We start from the raw sequence: 17,295 nt of genomic DNA, 5'->3' as shown, positions 1-17,295 counted from the left end.
ACATCGCCTACATCCTCCGTGCGTGCAGCAGCAGGATCGACGCGGCCGACGGGGCCGCGCAGGCCAGGCGGTCCAGCGGACGCAGCGGGCGCGGTACGCCGTGGAAGGGCGCCCCGCGCAGCCGTACGACCTCGAAGCCGGAGGCGGCCACGAACTCCCGTAGCGCGCGGGCGGTGTAGAGCCGCAGATGGCCCACGACCTCCGTCCCCGGGCGGCCGTGGATGCCGCGCAGGCTCACCTCCGAGAACACCGGCTGGACGCCAGCGAGCAGCAGGGCGCGGTTGTACCAGGCGGCGAGATTGGGTGTCGACAGCATCAGATGGCCGCCGGGGCGCAGGACGCGGCGGATCTCGTCGAGGGCCGCGTCCGGGTCGACCAGGTGCTCGATGACCTCGCTGAACAGGACGGCGTCGGCGGACTCCGACCTCAACGGCAGCCCTCCGTCGGCAAGTTCACCGCGGATCGCGGACGGGATGCGGGTGCGGGCGCGTCTGAGGGCGTCCTGGGACCAGTCGACGCCGATGATGCGGTGGCCGGGGAGGAGCGGTGCGGCGGTGGCGGCCGCGGTGCCGTCGCCGCAGCCTATGTCGAGGATCGTGCGGGGGCCTGTGGTGGCCGCCGGGCCCAGGGCGGCCGCCAGCATGCGGGCCTGGGCGAGGCTGCGGGGGGTGCCGGAGGCGACGGGGACGGACGGGTCCTCGTAGAAGTCCCTGAGTCCCTTTCTCGGGGCGTGGGCCGGGGATTCCGTGGGCGAGGTGGTCGGCATTATTACTCGGTGTCCTCTGCCGTCGCGTGCAGATAGTGCTCGAAGAGGTCGCGTAGGTGGGCGCCGTCACCGTGGCTGAGCAGGGCACGGGACCAGCGCAGGGCCAGGTGGAGGCGGCCCGCCGTGGAGGCGGTCGTGACGGTGAGGCCGCGGGGCATGCGGGCGGGGGCCGAGAACCATACGGCGCGGGCACGGCCGGCCTCCTCGCCGAAGTCCAGCGCGTACGGGATGCGGCCGATGTTGCTGAGCAGAGTCGTCGACGTCCAGGGGGCCGCGGCTCTGCGCAGGCCCCGGGTGAGGGCCGCGCGCCACGACACGGGTACCACCGGGGCGGTCAACAGGGAGGCACCGTGGCCCAGTTGGGGGCGTTGGAGTGATTTCAGGGCGCGGGTGCGTTCCGCCGTGCGGCGGAGCAGGGTGGGGAGGGGGGTGTGGGCCGGGTTCAACTCGACCGGCGAGAAGGGTACTTCGACCAAGCGGGTGCCATTGCCTATCGGCATGTCCGTGTCCCTCGGGCGGTCGTCCACGGGCATGGTGATGCGGAGGGGACGGGGGTGGGCGCCGTGTTCCCGGTTCCAGTGGGCGAGCATCAGGGCCGTGGTGACCATGAGTTGGTCGTTCACGGTGTAGGGGGCGGACTTCGGGCGGCGGGGGACGGGGAGTTCGGTGACGAGCAGGCCGTTGCCGGGGGAGGGCTCCGGGGTGCCGGGGGCGACGCGGGCGGGGCGGGCCCAGTTGGAGGGGGTTTCCGTCTCGGCAGGGGTCGGCTCGTCCTGGGTGGAGGTGGGGCGGACGGGTGGGGCTGTGGGGGCGTTGTCCTTGCCGCCGTACAGCTGGGCCGCGGTGGCGAGTATGCGGAGGCAGGCGGGGCCGTCGAGTGCGGTGTGGTTGATGGTGAGGAAGAGGACGGTGCCGGTGCCTGTGCGGTGTCCGGGGGTGGGGTCGGCCGGGGGGTGTTTCCGCTGCTCGGCGGTTCGAGGTGCCGCTGCGCCCACCCTCCCCCACTCTCGGCTTCGCTCGAGCGGGGGGACCCCCATCGTCCCAGCGGCACGAATGCCCGCAGTCGGGGCGGCACGGCGAGATGCGTGGCCCACGTCGTCGCTGGCCTCGCTTCCCACCGCAGGCCCCGCTCCCGCCACCACCTCCAAGCGGATCGGCGGCGACAGCGTCAGCGGGGGTGCCTCGATCAGGGCCCTCGTCCGCGCGTCCCGCAGTGCGTGCGGGCCGGCCGGCAGGAAGGCCACCACCTCGACCTCCGGACCCTCGGTCAGCTCCCACTCGTAGCGGCGGCTGTACCACCGCCCCGGCGCCTCCCGCATGAGGATGCGGGGGTGGGCGCGGAGGGCGGCGGTGAAGGCGGTGCGAAGGCGGTCGGGGTCGAGGCGGCCGGGAAGGTGGACCTCGATGTGGACGGTCTCGGGCTCCTCCTCCTGGAGGCAGTGGCGGGACACCTCGTCGACCACCGGGAAGGGGACGCGGACGGGCCCGTGAGCGGCTTCGTCCCGTGCGGGGTGGTCCAGCGCCGTCATACCGGCTCCCCCTTACCCGTACCGCCGTCTTCCGTACGGCCGTTTCCCGTAGAACCGTCGGCCTCCGGCGGCGTCGCCCTGAACTTCGGCTTGGTCAACGGAATCCGCCGGGTCGGGGTGTCCGGGTCGCCCTGCAGGGAGCCCGGCCCGCGCGCCGAGATCGTCGGACTCGCGACGGACCCGCCACCTGCTCCAGGACCTCCCGGCCCCCCGTTCAGCGTCTTGTCCACCCGCCGCCGCTGCGGCAACGGCTCCGTAGGCGCCTTCGCCCCCGGCGGCACCTCGAACCTCCGTGTGGAGCCGGGCCGTTCCGGCGAGGTCACGACGTCCGCACCCACGCTCACCAGCGCCGCGAACAGACCGATCAGCGCGAGGAGTTGGGCCACATGCCCGAACGCGCCCTCGTCCGCCGCGACCGGCTCACCCGCTCCGAAGGCGGCGGCGACACCGGCGCCGGCCAGGGCGAGGAAGGCGATCGGTACGAGCAGGGTGTGCCGTTTCCAGGCGAGGAGGGCCAGGAGCGGGACCAGGAGGGCGAAGAAGCCCGCGATGACGATGCCGACGAGGGTGAGGGCGATCGTGCCGAGCCAGAGGCCGGGGCCCGGCGGGGTGGGCTGGGGCTCGTCGGGGTTGGGCTCCTGGCGGCGCCAGAGGGCGAGCCCGATCAGGGCGGCGAGGCCCACACCGGAACCGATCAGCCCGGCCTCGTACGTCACGGACGGCTCGTACGACATCTTGACCGTGCCGCCCGCGCCGCCGGGGACGCGCCAGCCCTGCTGCCAGCCGTCGAGCCGCACGGGGGTCAGCTCGCGGCCGCCCAGCGTGGCCTTCCAGCCGTCGTTGAAGTTCTCGTACGTCGTCAGGTAGGAGGCCGCGCCGTCGCCGACGGTGACCTCGCGGCGGTCGCCGAGCCAGTCCCGTATGCCCAGGTCGCGGCCACTGGCAGCGGGTTCGGCGATCGAACCCCGGGTGAGGGTGACGGTGGTGACGGCCAGGGCGCCCGAGTCCTCGGACTCGAAGGTGTGCCGGTCGGACGCGTCCAGCTCCAACCCAGCCCCCGCACCGCTGTTCTGGCAGAGCGTCAGGTCGATCGACCGGCGCTCCACCAGGTCCCGTACCGTCCCCTGCGCGCTCGTCTCGTACAGCGTCCCGTCGACCTCGACCACCGGGCCCTCGCCGCACGGGAGCTCGAAGTCCCGGGTCGGGGCGGGCTGCGGGGTGCGGTACTGGTCGAGGGCCGGGACGTACGCCTCGGTGAGGCCGACCGGGAGTTGCAGGTCGTCGTCGGCGACGGGGTTGTGGACGGTCAGGGGGGCCGTCTCGGTGATGGTGATGTCGAGCTGGTCGGTGTTGATCGGGTCGAAGCGGACCCAGCCGTTCTCGTCGACACCGGCGATGGCCGCACCGTCCGGGGAGCTGATCTCGACCTGTGTCGGCCGGGTCGACAGGCCGCCCGCCGGGGCCAGGACGAGCGAGCCGACCGGCCACTTGTCGCCCCAGCTGAGGTGGATCGTGGGGTCGTCGCCCGCGATCCACGCCGTGGTCAGATCGCCGTCGGTCAGGTTGCGCGGCGAGAGCCCGGCCCCGAGGGAGGCCGTGGACTCGGCGGTCGCCGTGATCCGGGTCTGCTGGTCGGGGGCGACCTCGTACAGCAGTTTGTCCAACTCCTCACCCGGCACGGGGACGGCCGTCGCCTTCACCTCGTACGTCCCCGCCGTGGAGGTGGCGAAGGCGCGGTGCAGCCCGGGTTCCGTGCCCGTGGGGGAGAGACCGGTCGGGTCGGCGGCCCGCTGGAGCGAGACCACCTCGGCGGAGGCGTCGGTCTCCTTCGCGTCCGTCGGGAGCCGCAGCATCCGGGTGACCTTGACGCCGGGGATGTCGATCTCGGAGAAGCCCGCGCCGACGAGCCCGGTGTGCCGCTCCGCCGAGTCGAGGATCGTGATCTTCAGCCAACCGCTCTCGCCGGGACGGGCGTTGACCGTCTGCGTCGAACCGTCGGCCTGGAGGTTCGTGGAGCGCGAGCCCCGCTCGGTCTCCACCTTGATCCGCGTAGCCGCAGACCGCACCCCGTCCTGCGGCAACGGCGTGACCTCGAACGTCTCCGGGATGTCCTGGCTGCCGTCGAAGTCGATCCGCAGCCACTCCCCGTTCGCCGACCCGGCCGCGCCCTCTGCCCAGGCGGTGTCCCGGTCGCCGTCGAAGGCGTTCACCGGGTCGTACTGCGGCAGATGGAACAGCCAGTTGCCGCTGGTCGAGGCGGTCACCGACTTGGCGCCACGCAGTTCGGCCACCGTCTGATGGTCGAGGCCCGACACCGGCAGGATCTGCTTCGGCTTCTCACCGGGGTCCTGCACGCTCCCGCTCGGGTTCCGCTCGTTCGCCGTGTACGTGTACGACGTGTTGGCGTTGACCAGGCCGAAGCGGGTGTCCGCGCGGCGCAGCCCGTCGCCGACCACCTGGACGGCCGGGGTGCCTAGGCCGGGGTGGTTGTCGCCGGTCAGCACGGTGGCCCGGGCGCGCAGCTCCGGGTCGGCGGCCAGCGGCAGCAGCGACTCGGGCCCGCCGGAGACGACGGCGGTGTCCGCGATCGCCTTCAGCCCGGCCTGCCCGGGGCGTGGCACGTCCTCGGCGGGGCGGTAGATCTCCACGGCCCGGTGCTGCGCGTACAGCCCCTCGACCTGGAGCGGGGTGTCCGCGGCGATCCGCCCGCCGGTCATCATCGGCCCGAGCCCCGTCACCCGCTCGTACCCGGACTGCTCCAGGGTCCGCTTCACGGTCGTCGTCGGTACGGAGCCGATCTGGTCGGGGTCCAGGTCATTGCGTACGACGACGTAGTACAGACCGGCCCGGCTCAAGTAGTCGGCCAGTCCGGGTACTTGACCACCCGTCAGCAACGCCTGCTCGACGGCGTCCATCGCGCGCCGGTTGCCGGCGGTGCCGAAGGGGACATAGTCGCGCTGCGCCCAGCGGGAGTCGGCGAGCACGTCGAGGGGCTGGTCGACGGTGGTGCCCCAGGTGTAGATGCCGTGCGCGGTTGCCGGTACGACCAACGCCCGTGAATCCGGGGAGTACTTCTCCAGCCAGTTCGCCGTCGACTGCCAGTACTTGGGCAGCTCCTGGAACGAACCCGGTTGCAGTACCGACCCGTTGAGGTACGGCCACAGCAGCCCGGGTATGACGAGCACGGCCGCGATCAGCGGTGCGAACCGCCGGCCCCGCACCCGGCGGACTCCGCGCGCCTGCGCGGCCACCCCCACCAGATGCGCGAGACCGAGGACGAGTGCGAGCGCCGGCCCGGTCTGGAACTTGTAGATGTTCCGGAAGGGCGCGAGGCCCCCGTTCAGCCAGTCCTGGACCACCCCGTGGAAGGGCGCCCCGAACACACCCCCGTACCCGGCGAGCGTGATCAGCGCGACCACCAGCACGGTCAGCACCAGCCACCGCCGCTCGGGCATGTCCCGCCGCGCGAGCCCGGCGAGACCCAGCCCCGCCGCCAGCGCCGATGACAGAATCACGATCACGGAGGCGGCGACGGACCACCCGGCCGGCAGCCAGGCCTCACCGAAGTTCAGATACGCCACCCAGTTCCCGGCGCCCCGCAGCGCCTCGGTGGCGGACATCGTCGCTGTCGTGGTCTGCGAACTCTCCACATATGGAAGGAAGTTCTCCCCGTGGACGCCGAGCAGCAGCAGCGGGACCACCCACCACGCGGTCGCCAGGATCACCCCCGGCACCCACCAGGCGATCAGCCTCCGCTGCCGCGGCCCCGGCGTCCGGGTGAGCAGATACAGCCCGACGGGCAACAGCGAGGCCAGGGTCGCGGACGCGTTGACCCCGCCCATGAACGGGATGAAGAGCGCCGACCGCAGGGCGGCCACGCGCGCGCTGTGCCGCTCGCTCGTCAGCGGCAGCAGCACCCACGGCAGGAACGCCCCCGGCAGCGCGGCGGCCGAGGTCGACCCGACGACGGTGGTGAACACGGGCCACAACGCATAGGCGCCGGCGGCCAACAGCCGTGATGCGGAACTGCCGACGCCCAGCCGCTCCGCCAGCCGCAGCGCACCCCAGAAGGCCACCGACACGATCAGCGACAGCCACAGCCGCTCCGCGAGCCACACCGGCAGCCCGACCAGATCGGTCAGCCCGTAGTACGGGAGCATCGGCCACAGGTAACCGACGTACTGGTCCTGGATCCCGCCGAACCCGCCCCGGTCGTGCCACAACTGACCGAGATCGGCGACGAACTGCCAGGGATCGGTGGTGACTCCGAGCTTGGTGTCGAAGGTCTGCCGCCCCGGCTGCGCGGCGACCAGCAGGACGAACACCACGGCCCAGAACCCCAGCAGCCAGCGCCTCGACCGAGGGCCCTCGGGGGGTCCCTCGGTCGTGCCCGCCGGCCGTACCGGCGCGGGAGGTGGAGCCTGGACCGTGCTCGTCATGGTGGACACCGCCGGAGGATGAGGAGGAGGTTCCAGGTGGCGAACTCACGCAGTCCCGGCGCCTTCACGACGGTCTCCGCGAGAAACGGCCAGTAGCGGGAGCGCGCCGACACGACCGTCACGTCGTCCCGGCCGCGCACCTGCCGCAAAGTGCGTCCGATGTGCACGGCGAAGAGGTTCTCGCCGAGCGTGTGCTTGGCGTCCTTCCCGGTACGGCGCCGATAGCGGGCCCGCGCCCGCTCCGCCCCCAGGTAGTGCCAGGGCGCCCACTCGTGCCCGCCCCAGGGGGACAGCCAGTTCGTGAACGACACATAGATCAGCCCGCCGGGCCGCGTGACCCGCACGAGCTCACTGATGAAGGTCGGCGGATCGGCCACATGTTCCAGCACGTTGGAGGTGAAGGTGACGTCCGCGACCCCGTCGGCCAGGGGCAGCAGATACCCGTCGGCGACCACGGCCCCCTCGGGCGGCTTCGCCCCCAACTCCCGCAGATCCGGCTCGAAGAGATACGCCTGCGCACCCCGCCGCCGAAACTCCTCGGTGAAGTACCCGCTCCCGCCGCCGACATCGACGACAGTCAGCCCGTCGAGGAGCCCACCACTGTAGGCCTCGACCTGATCAACGGCATCGCGGGCGAGGAGCGCATAGCAGTACTCGGGATCGTCCTGCTCCCGCATGAAGGCCCGAAACAGGGATACGGAGCGTTTCAGGGAGGGGTCACCGTAGGGGCGCGGGGCTGTGACATTTGCGGCTCCGCCGCGTGGGCGCGACGAGCCACGACGCACCCGCACCCGCCAACGACCGTCCGAGGCACCCCATTTGGCGCTCACGGAGTCCAGCCCCGCACGGCCTCGGCGGCCACCGCACGAAACTGCCGCACAGTACGGTCCCACCGGTAATGCGCAGCGCGCTCCCGCGCAGCCTTCCCCATCAGCACCCGCCGATCGGTGGACAACGCCAACGCGCACCAAGCGGCGGCGAACGAGGACTCCCCCCGAGCCAGCACCCCGGTCTCCCCGTCCACGACGGAATCCCGCAGCCCAGGCACATCGAAGGCAACCGACGGGGTCTCCCGCACCGCCGCCTCCGTGACGACCAGCCCCCACCCCTCCACGGCGGACGGATGAAGCAGCAACCAGGCCGCACACAGCAGCCGGTGCTTCTCGGCCTCGGAGACGTGCCCGGCGAACTCGACCCCGGGCCCGGCCATCGCTTCCAACCGCGACCGCTCGGGCCCGTCACCGACGATCACGAGCCGCCCGCCCGTGACCGGACGCACCCGTTCCCACAGCCGCAGCAGCAGGTCGATCCGCTTGTACTCGACGAGCCGTCCCACCGCCACGAACAGCGGCTCGGGCGACCGCTCAGAACGCGGCCCGGGCTCTTCGACCCCGTTGTGCACGACCCGTATCCGCTCCCGCTCCACACCGATCGAGCGGAGCGCGGTGGCGGTGGACGAGGACACGGCGACCAGTAGATTCCGGCGCTGCGCGGCCGTCAGCGACCAGTGTTCGAGTCTTCGGCCGAGCCGCGCGGCCGGCGCCAGGGGGCCGCCGAACCGCAGCTTCCACAGATCCGTGTGCACATGGTTGACCAGGCACATCGTCGGACCGTTGTGCCAGAGCGGCGCGAGGTAGGGCATGCCGTTGCACACCTCGACGAGGAGGTCGCAGTCGCCGACCTGACGGGCGAAGGCCGACTTGGCGCGCAGATGGTGGCTCAGGTCGCCGCCGGCCGACACGACACGGTAGTCGCGGTAGGCCGCCGGGCCGCCACACAGCAGGGTGACCTGGTGGCCGAGCCGGGTCAGGCCGTCGGCGAGCCGGTCGACGAGGAGCTCGGAGCCCCCCGCCGCCGGATTACCGAGGTCACGGCGGGCGAGAAAGACGATCCGGCGCGGCTGTGGGGGGCCTGCGGACCGTTGCTGATCAAGGCGTGGAAACACCTCGACCAGCGAGAACGGCACGTGCTGGGGCATGGGTGCTCCAACTCGTCTCGGGGTGCGGAACTCAGCGGGGAGAAGGACGTTCGCTGTGGGGGATGTTCCGGTTGGGAGGGGTCCGGGTGGGTCTTGCGGGTCGCTCGTTTCTTCTGGTGCTTGTAGGTGCTTGTACGCAGGGTGTGGGTGGGCTGTGCTCAGGTGGGGTGGACAGTTTTCGCCCAGCGGTTCGAAGCTGCTACTCACCTGCGTGACAATTTCCGGGGTTTATTGAACTGACGCCCTGTCATATCGTGATCGGTTCCTGGGACGACTCGGACGTATCGGGGCGCCGCCTGCCGCGCGCGACCAAAACGGCACCCACCGCGGCGAGGACGAAACCGGCCACAGCGGTACCGATCGGCACCGTCCGCCCCACCAGTCGCAGCAGTCCGCTGTCCTTCTCCGCCTGGTCGACCGCGAACTTCTGCGTCGCCGAGGTGAACGCGAGCTTCCGGCTGTCCAGCAGCACCGCGGCGTCCTCGTCCCCGCCCGGCGCCCGCAGCGTCCGGCGCGGCCCGGTCTGCGCGTAGAGCACGCGTCCCGTGCTCTGGTCGACGACCAGTTCGAGACCGTGGTTGGCGTACCACTCCTCGGCGAGCACCTGCGGCCGGTTCGGCTCGTCGACGAGGGCGCCCGGGACCATCCGGGTGCCGGTCCGGGTGGCCGGAACCTTCGCCGTGAAGCGCAGCCCCTCATAGCCCCGGACCTTCTTCCGGCCCTCGTAGTGGAGGGTCACCGTCGCGCCGAGCGTGTTGTCCCACCAGCGGTAGGAGCGTTCCTGTACGTCGAAGGGGAACTTCAGGTACGCCTCGCCCTCGATGTACGGCTTCTCGTCGCAGCAGTGCACGGGCCGGTTGGTCCTGCGGTCGCTGACCCACCGGTGCGGGCTGAAGTCCAGGGCGTCGTGCGGGTCGGCCGCCGGCAGCGACTTGTCGGTGTCGACCGAGGTGATCACGTCCCACACCGCGGCCCCGCTGCGCTCACTTTCGGCCACATCGCCGCGTACCCGCTGGGTCACGGTGATCTCCTGGTCCGGCACGGTCTTCACCTGCTCCACGTCGAAGACGCTGCCCGTGCCGGTGTAGACGGCTGTCGTGTCGATGTCGATCGGATTCACGGCGGCCCGTGGCTGCACGTACCACGCGAGCATGGGCGCGAGGACCAGCAGAAAGGTGCCGAGGCCCAGCAGGACCAGTGAGATCGCGCCTGGTGGGTGCGGCCCGAAGGGCCTCGATGAGGGGTGGTGGTCGGGCGACGGGTGGGCTGTACGGCGCATCCGGGCACTCCAGGGGGCGTTGGGAGGTGCGTCTCGGGTAGGCGTGCGGCAGAGGCGACGCCAGGGGGGAATGTGCGCGTGACGTATGGGCCGGGAACCGTAGGCGGAGTCTTGACGCAGTGTCAATGCATTGCTGACACTGAGCCTGCGGGGTGCCCTGGGTGGGGACGACCTGTCGACCGAGAGGCTGCCCCTGCGATGTCCAGACTGCTCGCTGCCGCACTGACCATCGTGACCGCCGCCGCTCTCGCCGTGGGGGCCGCGCTCGGCATCGTCGCGCTGCTCGACGCGACCCCGGACCAGCCGAACACCCCACTCATCACGTACGAGAACGCCGGTCAGGAGCGCTGAGGGGTGACCGGAGGCCCGGGAACCGTCACAGTCCGATCCGCCTGGCACGACGTGCCGCGGCTGCAGGTGCGCGAGTTCGCCGCGATCGCCATGGCCGAGGCCCCCGCCCTCGCCGAGGAGATCCTGCGCGAGATCCGCCGCGAGTACCCGCATCTGCCCGTCGTCCTCGACGACTCCGGCGAGCCGATGGCCCTCATCGGCATCCGCCGCGCGATCGAGGTCTTCGTCCAGCACCTGGAGACCGCAGAGGGCCGACCGCGCGTCCCTCCCGGCGTCTTCCAGGAGTTCGGCCGGGGCGAGGGCCTGAACGGCCGCAGCCTGGATTCGTTGCAGGCGATCTACCGCCTCGGCGTACGCCTCGCCTGGCGTCGTTTCGCGGAGATCGGCCAGCGCGTGGAGATCCCGCCGCCCGCGATGTACGAGCTGGTCGACGCCGGATACGAGTACCTGGACGGCCTGGTCGACCAGTCGGTGCGCGGCTACGCGGAGGCGGCGGCCCGACAGGCGGGCGAACGGCTGCGACTGCAACGCCGACTGATGGAACTCCTTCTCGCCGAGCACCACCGGGGCGACCCGGCCGACGCGCTCACGGAACGGGCGGCCCGGATCGGCTGGACCCTCCCGGAGAAGGTCGCGGTCGGGGTCCTGTTACGCCCCGCCCGAGAGGCCATGGCCCCGGCCGTCGGCCAGGGCGTCCTGCTCGACATGGAGTACGAGCAGCCCCGCATGGTCGTCCCCGAACCGGACGCGGCCGGCCGTCCCGAACTCCTCCACCGCGCCCTGACCGGCTGGTCCGGCGCGATCGGCCCGCCGGTGCCGCTGGCCGACGCGGCGAAGTCGCTGCGCTGGGCGGAGGCCGCCGTACGTCTGATGGAACGCCGGCTGCTGCCCGGCGGCGAGGTCCTGCACTGCACCGAGCACACCGAGGCGCTCGTCCTCCTCCAGCCCGAGGAGCTGATCGACGACCTCGCCCTGCGCTGCCTCGCCCCGCTGGCCCACTGCGGCCCCACCCACGGCCGCCGCCTCGCCGAGACCCTCCTCGCCTGGCTGGAGACCCGCGGCGGCGCCCCCGAGATCGCCACCCGCCTCGGTGTGCACCCGCAAACTGTCCGCTACCGCCTCCGGCAGATCCGCGAACTCTGGGGCGACGAGATCGACGACCCCGACCGCCGCTTCGAACTGGAACTGGTGCTGCGGGCGCAACGGCTGCGTGGAGAGCTGGGAGACCCGCGCGGCAGACGCTGATCGAGCGGGCGGCGCTGAAGAGAGCAGGCCCCTGCTTGGGATTCGGAGCCTTGCTTGGGATTCGGGGGGCCTGCTTGGGGACCAGGCCCCGAGCCCGAATTTCGCCGCTCTGCCGGGTTCCGTCACCGTGTTCCCCGTCTCCCTCGCCACGTGGAAGGGCAGTGTCCGCTCACCGGTCACAGGAAACCCGGGGTGTTCCGGACCATTGCCCGGTCATGGGCACTATGACTAGCCTGTGTTCGTTATGCCGATCGACAGTTGAAATTTCGAACACTCGCCGCAGACAAGACAGACAGAGGGAGGGGGCCGACAGTGGGACGCCTAGTACCTGCCGTGACCCGGGCGCTCGACATATTGGAGCTCTTCCTGGACGGGGACGGCACGCTGTCCGCCCCCGACATCGTGCGCAGACTCCAGCTGCCCCGCACCACCGTGCACGAGCTGGTCACCACGCTCGCCGCCCGGGGATACATAGTCCAGGTACAGGGACAGCCGGGACGCTACCGCCTCGGAGTCCGCCCGTACCAGCTCGGCAGCCGCTACGCCGAGCAGCTGGACCTCGCCGCCGAGGGACAGCAGGTGGCCAGGTCCGTCGCCGAGACCTGCGACGAGACGGTGCACGTGGCGATCCTGGAGTACACGGACGTCATCTACATCGCCAAGGTCGACTCCACGCACGCCGTGCGCATGGTCTCCGCCGCGGGCCGCCGCCTCCCGGCGCACTGCACCTCCGTCGGCAAGATGCTCCTCGCCTCCCTTCCCGAGGTCGAGCTGAGCGCCCGGATCCCAAACGACGCCGACCTGATCGCCATGACCCCCAACAGCATCACCGACCCGGCCGCCCTGCGCGAGGCCCTGGCCCGGATCCGTGAGCGGGGTCTCGCCGTGGAGAACCGCGAGTCCAACCCGGATGTCTCCTGCGTCGCCGCGCCGGTCCGCGACCGGACCGGCAAGGTCGTCGCCGCGATCTCCATCTCCGTCCCCATGATCCGCTGGAGCGACGAGCGCCGGATCGAGCTGGAACAGCTCGCCGCCAAGGGCGCCGCGGAGCTGTCCGAGCGCCTCGGCCACCGGAGCGTGGCATGAGCGCGTACACGGATTACGAGATCGCGGTACGGGAGTACGCGGCCCTCGGCGAGGGCCCCACCTGGGACGCCGACGCCCAGCGCCTGATCTGGATCGACATCCTCGGCTCCCGGGTCCACACCTACGACCCGGCCTCCGGCCGCCGCACGGTCCTCGTCACCGAACAGCACGTCGGCGCGGCCAAGCCCCGCGTCGGCGGCGGCCTCGTCCTCAACCTCCGGGACGGCGTCGGCCTGACCGACCCCGACGGCGGCTTCCGCTGGCTGCACCACGAGCCGGTCCCCGGCCGCCGCGCCAACGACGCCGCCGTCGCCCCCGACGGCTCCCTCTTCGCCGGCACCATGCGCTACGACGAGGCCCCGGGCGGCGGCAACCTGGCCCGCTTCACGGGCGAGGGCCTTGCCACGACCGTCCTCGACGACGTCGCCGTGAGCAACGGCACGGGCTGGAGCCCGGACGGCCGACTGATGTACTACATCGACTCGCCGACCCGCCGCGTCGACGTCTTCGACCACACGGACACCGAGGACGGCCGCCTGCCCGTCGATCGGCGCCCCTTCGTGACCATCGAGGACGGCGACGGCTTCCCCGACGGCCTCACCGTCGACGCCGAGGGCTGCGTCTGGGTCGCCCTCTGGGAAGGCGGCGCCGTCCGCCGCTACACCCCGACCGGCGACCTGGACCGCGTCATCCACCTCCCCACCCCCCGCCCCACCGCCTGCGCGTTCGGCGGCCCCGACCTCACCGACCTGTACATCACGACAGCCCGCACGGGAACGGAGACCCCGCACCCGCTGTCGGGTTCGCTGCTGGTGGTACCGGGCGCGGGGAAGGGCTTGGCTCAGCCGGCGTTCGCGGGCTGATTCCCGGGTCCTGGGTCCGCCGCTCACGTGGTCGCCGGTGCCGAACGGACCGCATCCGGTCTCGGCCTCCCGCGCAGTCGCGCGGCGGTGGTCAGAGGCCGGCGGCCTTGCGCTCCTCCGCCGTCAGCGGTGCCTCCTCCAGCCTCGGCTTGAGGGGGCCGGCGGCTGCCGCGAGGAGGACACTCGGGGTGAGAAGGACCTCCGGGCCGCGTTCCAGGGAGGTCACGTCGGTGAGGCGGCGGGCGATGCGGCCGTTGCCGGTGGCGGTGAGGAGGAGCCGGTCCACGTACGCGGCGACCAGCCGGTCCCGCAACGTGGGGCCGGCCTCCGTCGCACCTTTGTAGAACACGTCCTGCCCTATGGCGAGGTCCCAGGCTACCCCCACCGGACGGGCCACCGCCTTCTGGATCCGCCGTGCCAGACCGGGCGAGCCCCACCCCTGACGCCGCATCACATCCCGCAGGGCGACCGCACTTTGGGCGGCGACCGCCATACCGTGCCCGTAGACCGGGTTGTACACGGCGAGCGCGTCGCCGACGACGGTGAAGTTCTCCGGCCGGCGGGACATCCGCTCGTAGAACCAACGCCGGTTGGCAGTCGACCGCGTGAACGCCACATCTCCCAACGGCTCGGCCCCGGCGATCAGTTCACCGAGGATCGGATGCCGCAGATCCTCCCGGGCGAACCGTACGAAGTCGTCGTTGTCGGGGGAGGGTTCGCCGCCCCGCGTCCCGGACAGCATGACGATCCACCGCCCGTCCTCGATGGGCACCAGGAAGGCGGACCGGCCGGGGCCCGGCTGTCGCGCGTCGGCCTGTACGGCGACCACCGGGAAACCCCGCCGTGCCCCCTCGGGCGCGCGGTAGACCCGACTGGCGTACGCGAGACCGGAGTCGACCTCCCGCTTCTCCGGTTCGGGCAGCCCGAGCGCCGCGAGCCAGTGGGGTGCGCGGGAGGAACGGCCGGTGGCGTCGACGACGAGCCCGGCTTCGAGCGTGCGCTCGGTGCCGTCGTCGTGGCGGACCCGGACCCCGGTCACGGCCGCCTCGCCGCCGACGAGCCCGAGCACCTCGGTACGCTCCAGCAGTTCGACCCGTTCGTCGGCCAGAACAGCCGTACGGACGGTCGCGTCCAGCAGGTCCCGGCCGGCCAGGAGGTTGTGGTGGGACACGGGCCAGCGCCGGTACCAGCCCTGGGGCGACAGGACCACCATGTCCGTGGTGACCGCCTGGTGGTGGGCCCCGGCCGCCAGCAGCCGCTCGGTGGTCCCCGGCAGCAGTTCCTCCACCGCCTGGACCCCGCCCGACCACAACATGTGGGCGTGGCGTGCCTGCGGCAGGCCCCGGCGCGGACCGGGGCGCTCGGGCAACGCGTCCCGCTCGACGACCGTGACCTTGTCCACGAACCCGGCCAGGGCACGGGCCGCGAGCATGCCGGCGAGAGAACCACCGAGCACGACGGCGGTCCGGCCGTTCTGGTCGGTCCGGACCGCCTGGACCGCCTGGACCGCCCGGACGGGCCGGACGGGCCGTGACGACCCGGAGGACCGGTCGGCGGCGGGACGTTCACTCATGTGTGGGCACACTGCTCTCTGCTCTGGAGGCGGCAGCGAGCGCACGCACCGCCTCGATCTCGACGGGCTCGCGAAGCACCAGGGACACGGCCTCGATGTCCTGGAGCAGGCCGGTGAAGTCCGAGGAGACCGTGAATTCCGGGAAGACCGCACGGCCCGGCGCGCCCGACAGGCCACCGACCCCTGACAGGCCACCGACCCCTGACAGGTCCCCCACGCCCGACAGGTCCCCCACGCCCGACAGGTCACCGGAGCCCGCCGCGAGCCCCGGAAAGACGAGTGGGCCCGACGCGAGTGCGGCCGTCGTCCCGCTGTCGGGAGACCGCTTCCGCGTGGCCACCGCGTCCTGGATCGTGACGGCGGCGGCGAGGGCCTTCGCGCGGCCGGGCTCGTGGCCGAGGTCCAGGGCGGTGTCGTACGCGCGGCGCCGCAGGTCCTCGTCGAGGTGGCGGGTCAGCCGGAGCAGGGCGTCCCGGATGAACGTCTCCCGGCGGGTGAGGCGCAGTTCCGGGGTGGCGCGCAGCGCGAAGGGGACGCGGGAGCCGTCGACGGTCCGGGTCAGCAGATACAGGGGCCGCAGCCGCCGGTGGCTCGTCCGCACCCGCCAGCGGTCCCGCAGATACTGGCCGCCGTGCGGCAGGATGAAGCCCACCGCGATGAAGATGGCCGCCAGGGCGACGACCGGCGGCGCCACATGCGTGCTCAGCCAGTCCAGGTCGTGCCCCGTCCAGCGGGCCACCACCGCCGTGAGCTTCGAGGCGTCGAACACCAGGTTGAGCGCGCAGCCGAGGCCCAGCGCCTTCAGACCACCGCGCAGCCACAGGTCGAGGCCGTCCGCGCGGACCCAGTTGCGGATCAGCCGGAAGGTGATCAGACAGGCCGCCGTGTGCGCGACGAGGTAGAGCAGGATCTCCTCGCGCATGAAAGGCGTGGTGGCGTAGTACGTGTCCAGGTCGCGCAGCCGCTCGCGGGGGACGTCCGCCAGTACGAACAGCACCCACAGGGCGACGATCACCCCCGCGTACACGCCGACGACCCACCGCACGAGCCGACGGGTCGCCGGGGAACGGTCGGCAGGGCCGTTGCGCCAGGCGACGATCAGCAGCAGACAGCACGCGCAGAACGCGGTGATGAGGGAGTACACCCAGGGCGCGGCGACGTTCGGCACGCCCACGGTCCGGTTGGTCCACGCGATCACCGACGGCACCGCGAACACGAAGACGCAGCAGGCGAGCAGCAGCAGCCCGCCGACCGCCCGCAGCAGCGAGTCCCGCCACAGTTTCACGATGCCGGGCAGCTTGATCACCAGGGCGGCGGTCAGTACGGCCGTGGGGATCCAGAACGAGATGTACAGCTCGCCGAAGAAGTCGGCGGGACCGAGGGCCCCGGTCGTCGTCGCGGGCACAGCCGTCCCCCTCATCTCCGGTGCCTGCGATAACCCAAGGACGCCTGGATGGCCTGCCCTACGGGGTCGGCCGAATCGGCAGGATCGGCCGACCCGCCCTGCCCGGTGTCCACCCAGGAACGGAAGGCGGTCGCGAGCCGATGGCCGAAGTCCTCGGCCTCCTGCTCGTCGGACTCGTGCGAGCCGTTGCGCGCCGCGATGGGCGTGCCGCCCTGCCCGAGCGCGGCCGACAGTTCGGGGGAGAGCGGCGGCAGCGCGGACGCGTCGCACTCACCCGGCCCGCCCGGCCTGCCCGTCTCACCGGACAGCGCGAGCGCGGCGGCGTCAGCGCCCGGCAGATGGTTGTGGCAGTGTCCGGCGTGCATGTGCCACAACTCATGGCCCAGGATGACCAGTTGCTGCACGGTTTCCGCCCGCTCCTCGACGATCACCAGATCGAAGTCGGGGAACTCCATCCACAGCCCGGTCACCCCGATCCCGTCCGGAAACCGCTCGAACCGTAGCTTCACCGGCCGCCCGCCCCGCCGCGCACTCATCTCCGCACACAGCGCCGCGCCCAACTCCCGTACGTCGACGGGCGCGTCGAGTCTCCCCCGCACCGCCTTGCTGAGCCCGGCGGTCAACTTCCGCATCTCGGCGCCGGACCGCGACGGCAACAACGCGGCCCGGACCCTGCCGACGGCCCCGCGCAGCCCCGCGATCCCCATGACCCGGGCGAGGCCGCCTCCCGTACTCCTGACGCGGGCGTCACTGCTCCTGGCGCGGGCATCCCTCATGCCCT

At 72.1% G+C, this 17,295-nt stretch carries 13 protein-coding genes; 4 read left to right on the top strand and 9 right to left on the bottom strand.

Annotated elements, in window-relative coordinates:
- Positions 1-7: 7 nt before the first annotated feature.
- The 6 genes from ACFU53_RS08100 to ACFU53_RS08075 form a co-directional block, all read right to left on the bottom strand.
- Positions 8-766: a methyltransferase domain-containing protein gene (locus ACFU53_RS08100; protein WP_383987425.1), complete on the bottom strand. Its 759-nt coding sequence runs from the start codon at positions 764-766 to the stop codon at positions 8-10.
- 2 nt (positions 767-768) lie between these two features.
- Entirely contained in the window at positions 769-2,295 is a 1,527-nt protein-coding gene (locus ACFU53_RS08095) for a condensation protein (protein ID WP_383987422.1), read from the bottom strand.
- The gene (locus ACFU53_RS08090) at positions 2,292-6,734 is read right to left on the bottom strand and encodes an alpha-(1->3)-arabinofuranosyltransferase (protein ID WP_383987541.1); all 4,443 of its coding nucleotides are present in this window, start codon (positions 6,732-6,734) and stop codon (positions 2,292-2,294) included. The genes ACFU53_RS08095 and ACFU53_RS08090 overlap by 4 nt, the downstream gene beginning before the upstream one ends.
- Positions 6,731-7,411 carry a class I SAM-dependent methyltransferase gene (locus ACFU53_RS08085; protein ID WP_383987419.1) on the bottom strand — a complete coding sequence of 227 codons (681 nt, stop codon included), beginning with the start codon at positions 7,409-7,411 and terminating at the stop codon, positions 6,731-6,733. Before ACFU53_RS08085 ends, ACFU53_RS08090 begins: the two co-directional genes overlap by 4 nt.
- A 149-nt stretch (positions 7,412-7,560) precedes the next feature.
- Entirely contained in the window at positions 7,561-8,712 is a 1,152-nt protein-coding gene (locus tag ACFU53_RS08080) for a glycosyltransferase family 4 protein (protein ID WP_383987416.1), read from the bottom strand.
- A 247-nt stretch (positions 8,713-8,959) separates the two neighbouring features.
- Complete coding sequence (locus tag ACFU53_RS08075) at positions 8,960-9,991, bottom strand: DUF3068 domain-containing protein (protein ID WP_383987413.1); 1,032 nt, start codon at positions 9,989-9,991, stop codon at positions 8,960-8,962.
- Between the two features lie 198 nt (positions 9,992-10,189).
- Here ACFU53_RS08075 and ACFU53_RS08070 point away from each other — a divergent pair, with 198 nt between their 5' ends.
- From ACFU53_RS08070 to ACFU53_RS08055, 4 genes are all read left to right on the top strand, one after another.
- The gene (locus ACFU53_RS08070) at positions 10,190-10,342 is read left to right on the top strand and encodes a hypothetical protein (RefSeq protein WP_383987410.1); all 153 of its coding nucleotides are present in this window, start codon (positions 10,190-10,192) and stop codon (positions 10,340-10,342) included.
- A gap of 3 nt (positions 10,343-10,345) precedes the next feature.
- On the top strand, positions 10,346-11,587 hold the full coding sequence (locus ACFU53_RS08065) for a helix-turn-helix domain-containing protein (protein ID WP_383987408.1): 1,242 nt from the start codon (positions 10,346-10,348) through the stop codon (positions 11,585-11,587).
- A gap of 312 nt (positions 11,588-11,899) precedes the next feature.
- Positions 11,900-12,673: an IclR family transcriptional regulator gene (locus ACFU53_RS08060; protein ID WP_383987405.1), complete on the top strand. Its 774-nt coding sequence runs from the start codon at positions 11,900-11,902 to the stop codon at positions 12,671-12,673.
- Complete coding sequence (locus ACFU53_RS08055; protein WP_383987402.1) at positions 12,670-13,536, top strand: SMP-30/gluconolactonase/LRE family protein; 867 nt, start codon at positions 12,670-12,672, stop codon at positions 13,534-13,536. Before ACFU53_RS08060 ends, ACFU53_RS08055 begins: the two co-directional genes overlap by 4 nt.
- A gap of 91 nt (positions 13,537-13,627) precedes the next feature.
- On the opposite strand, the gene ACFU53_RS08050 is transcribed toward ACFU53_RS08055, so the two are convergent.
- From ACFU53_RS08050 to ACFU53_RS08040, 3 genes are read right to left on the bottom strand one after another with little or no spacing between them, the layout of a single operon-like run.
- On the bottom strand, positions 13,628-15,109 hold the full coding sequence (locus ACFU53_RS08050; protein WP_383987399.1) for an FAD-dependent oxidoreductase: 1,482 nt from the start codon (positions 15,107-15,109) through the stop codon (positions 13,628-13,630).
- On the bottom strand, positions 15,102-16,529 hold the full coding sequence (locus tag ACFU53_RS08045; RefSeq protein ID WP_383987396.1) for an MAB_1171c family putative transporter: 1,428 nt from the start codon (positions 16,527-16,529) through the stop codon (positions 15,102-15,104). Before ACFU53_RS08045 ends, ACFU53_RS08050 begins: the two co-directional genes overlap by 8 nt.
- On the bottom strand, positions 16,526-17,221 hold the full coding sequence (locus tag ACFU53_RS08040; RefSeq protein ID WP_383987539.1) for a toxin-antitoxin system, toxin component: 696 nt from the start codon (positions 17,219-17,221) through the stop codon (positions 16,526-16,528). Before ACFU53_RS08040 ends, ACFU53_RS08045 begins: the two co-directional genes overlap by 4 nt.
- Between the last annotated feature and the right edge of the window lie 74 nt (positions 17,222-17,295).

It is taken from the genome of Streptomyces sp. NPDC057474 (assembly GCF_042802555.1).
GTDB lineage: Bacteria > Actinomycetota > Actinomycetes > Streptomycetales > Streptomycetaceae > Streptomyces.
This window is presented reverse-complemented; position numbering and strand designations above follow the sequence as displayed.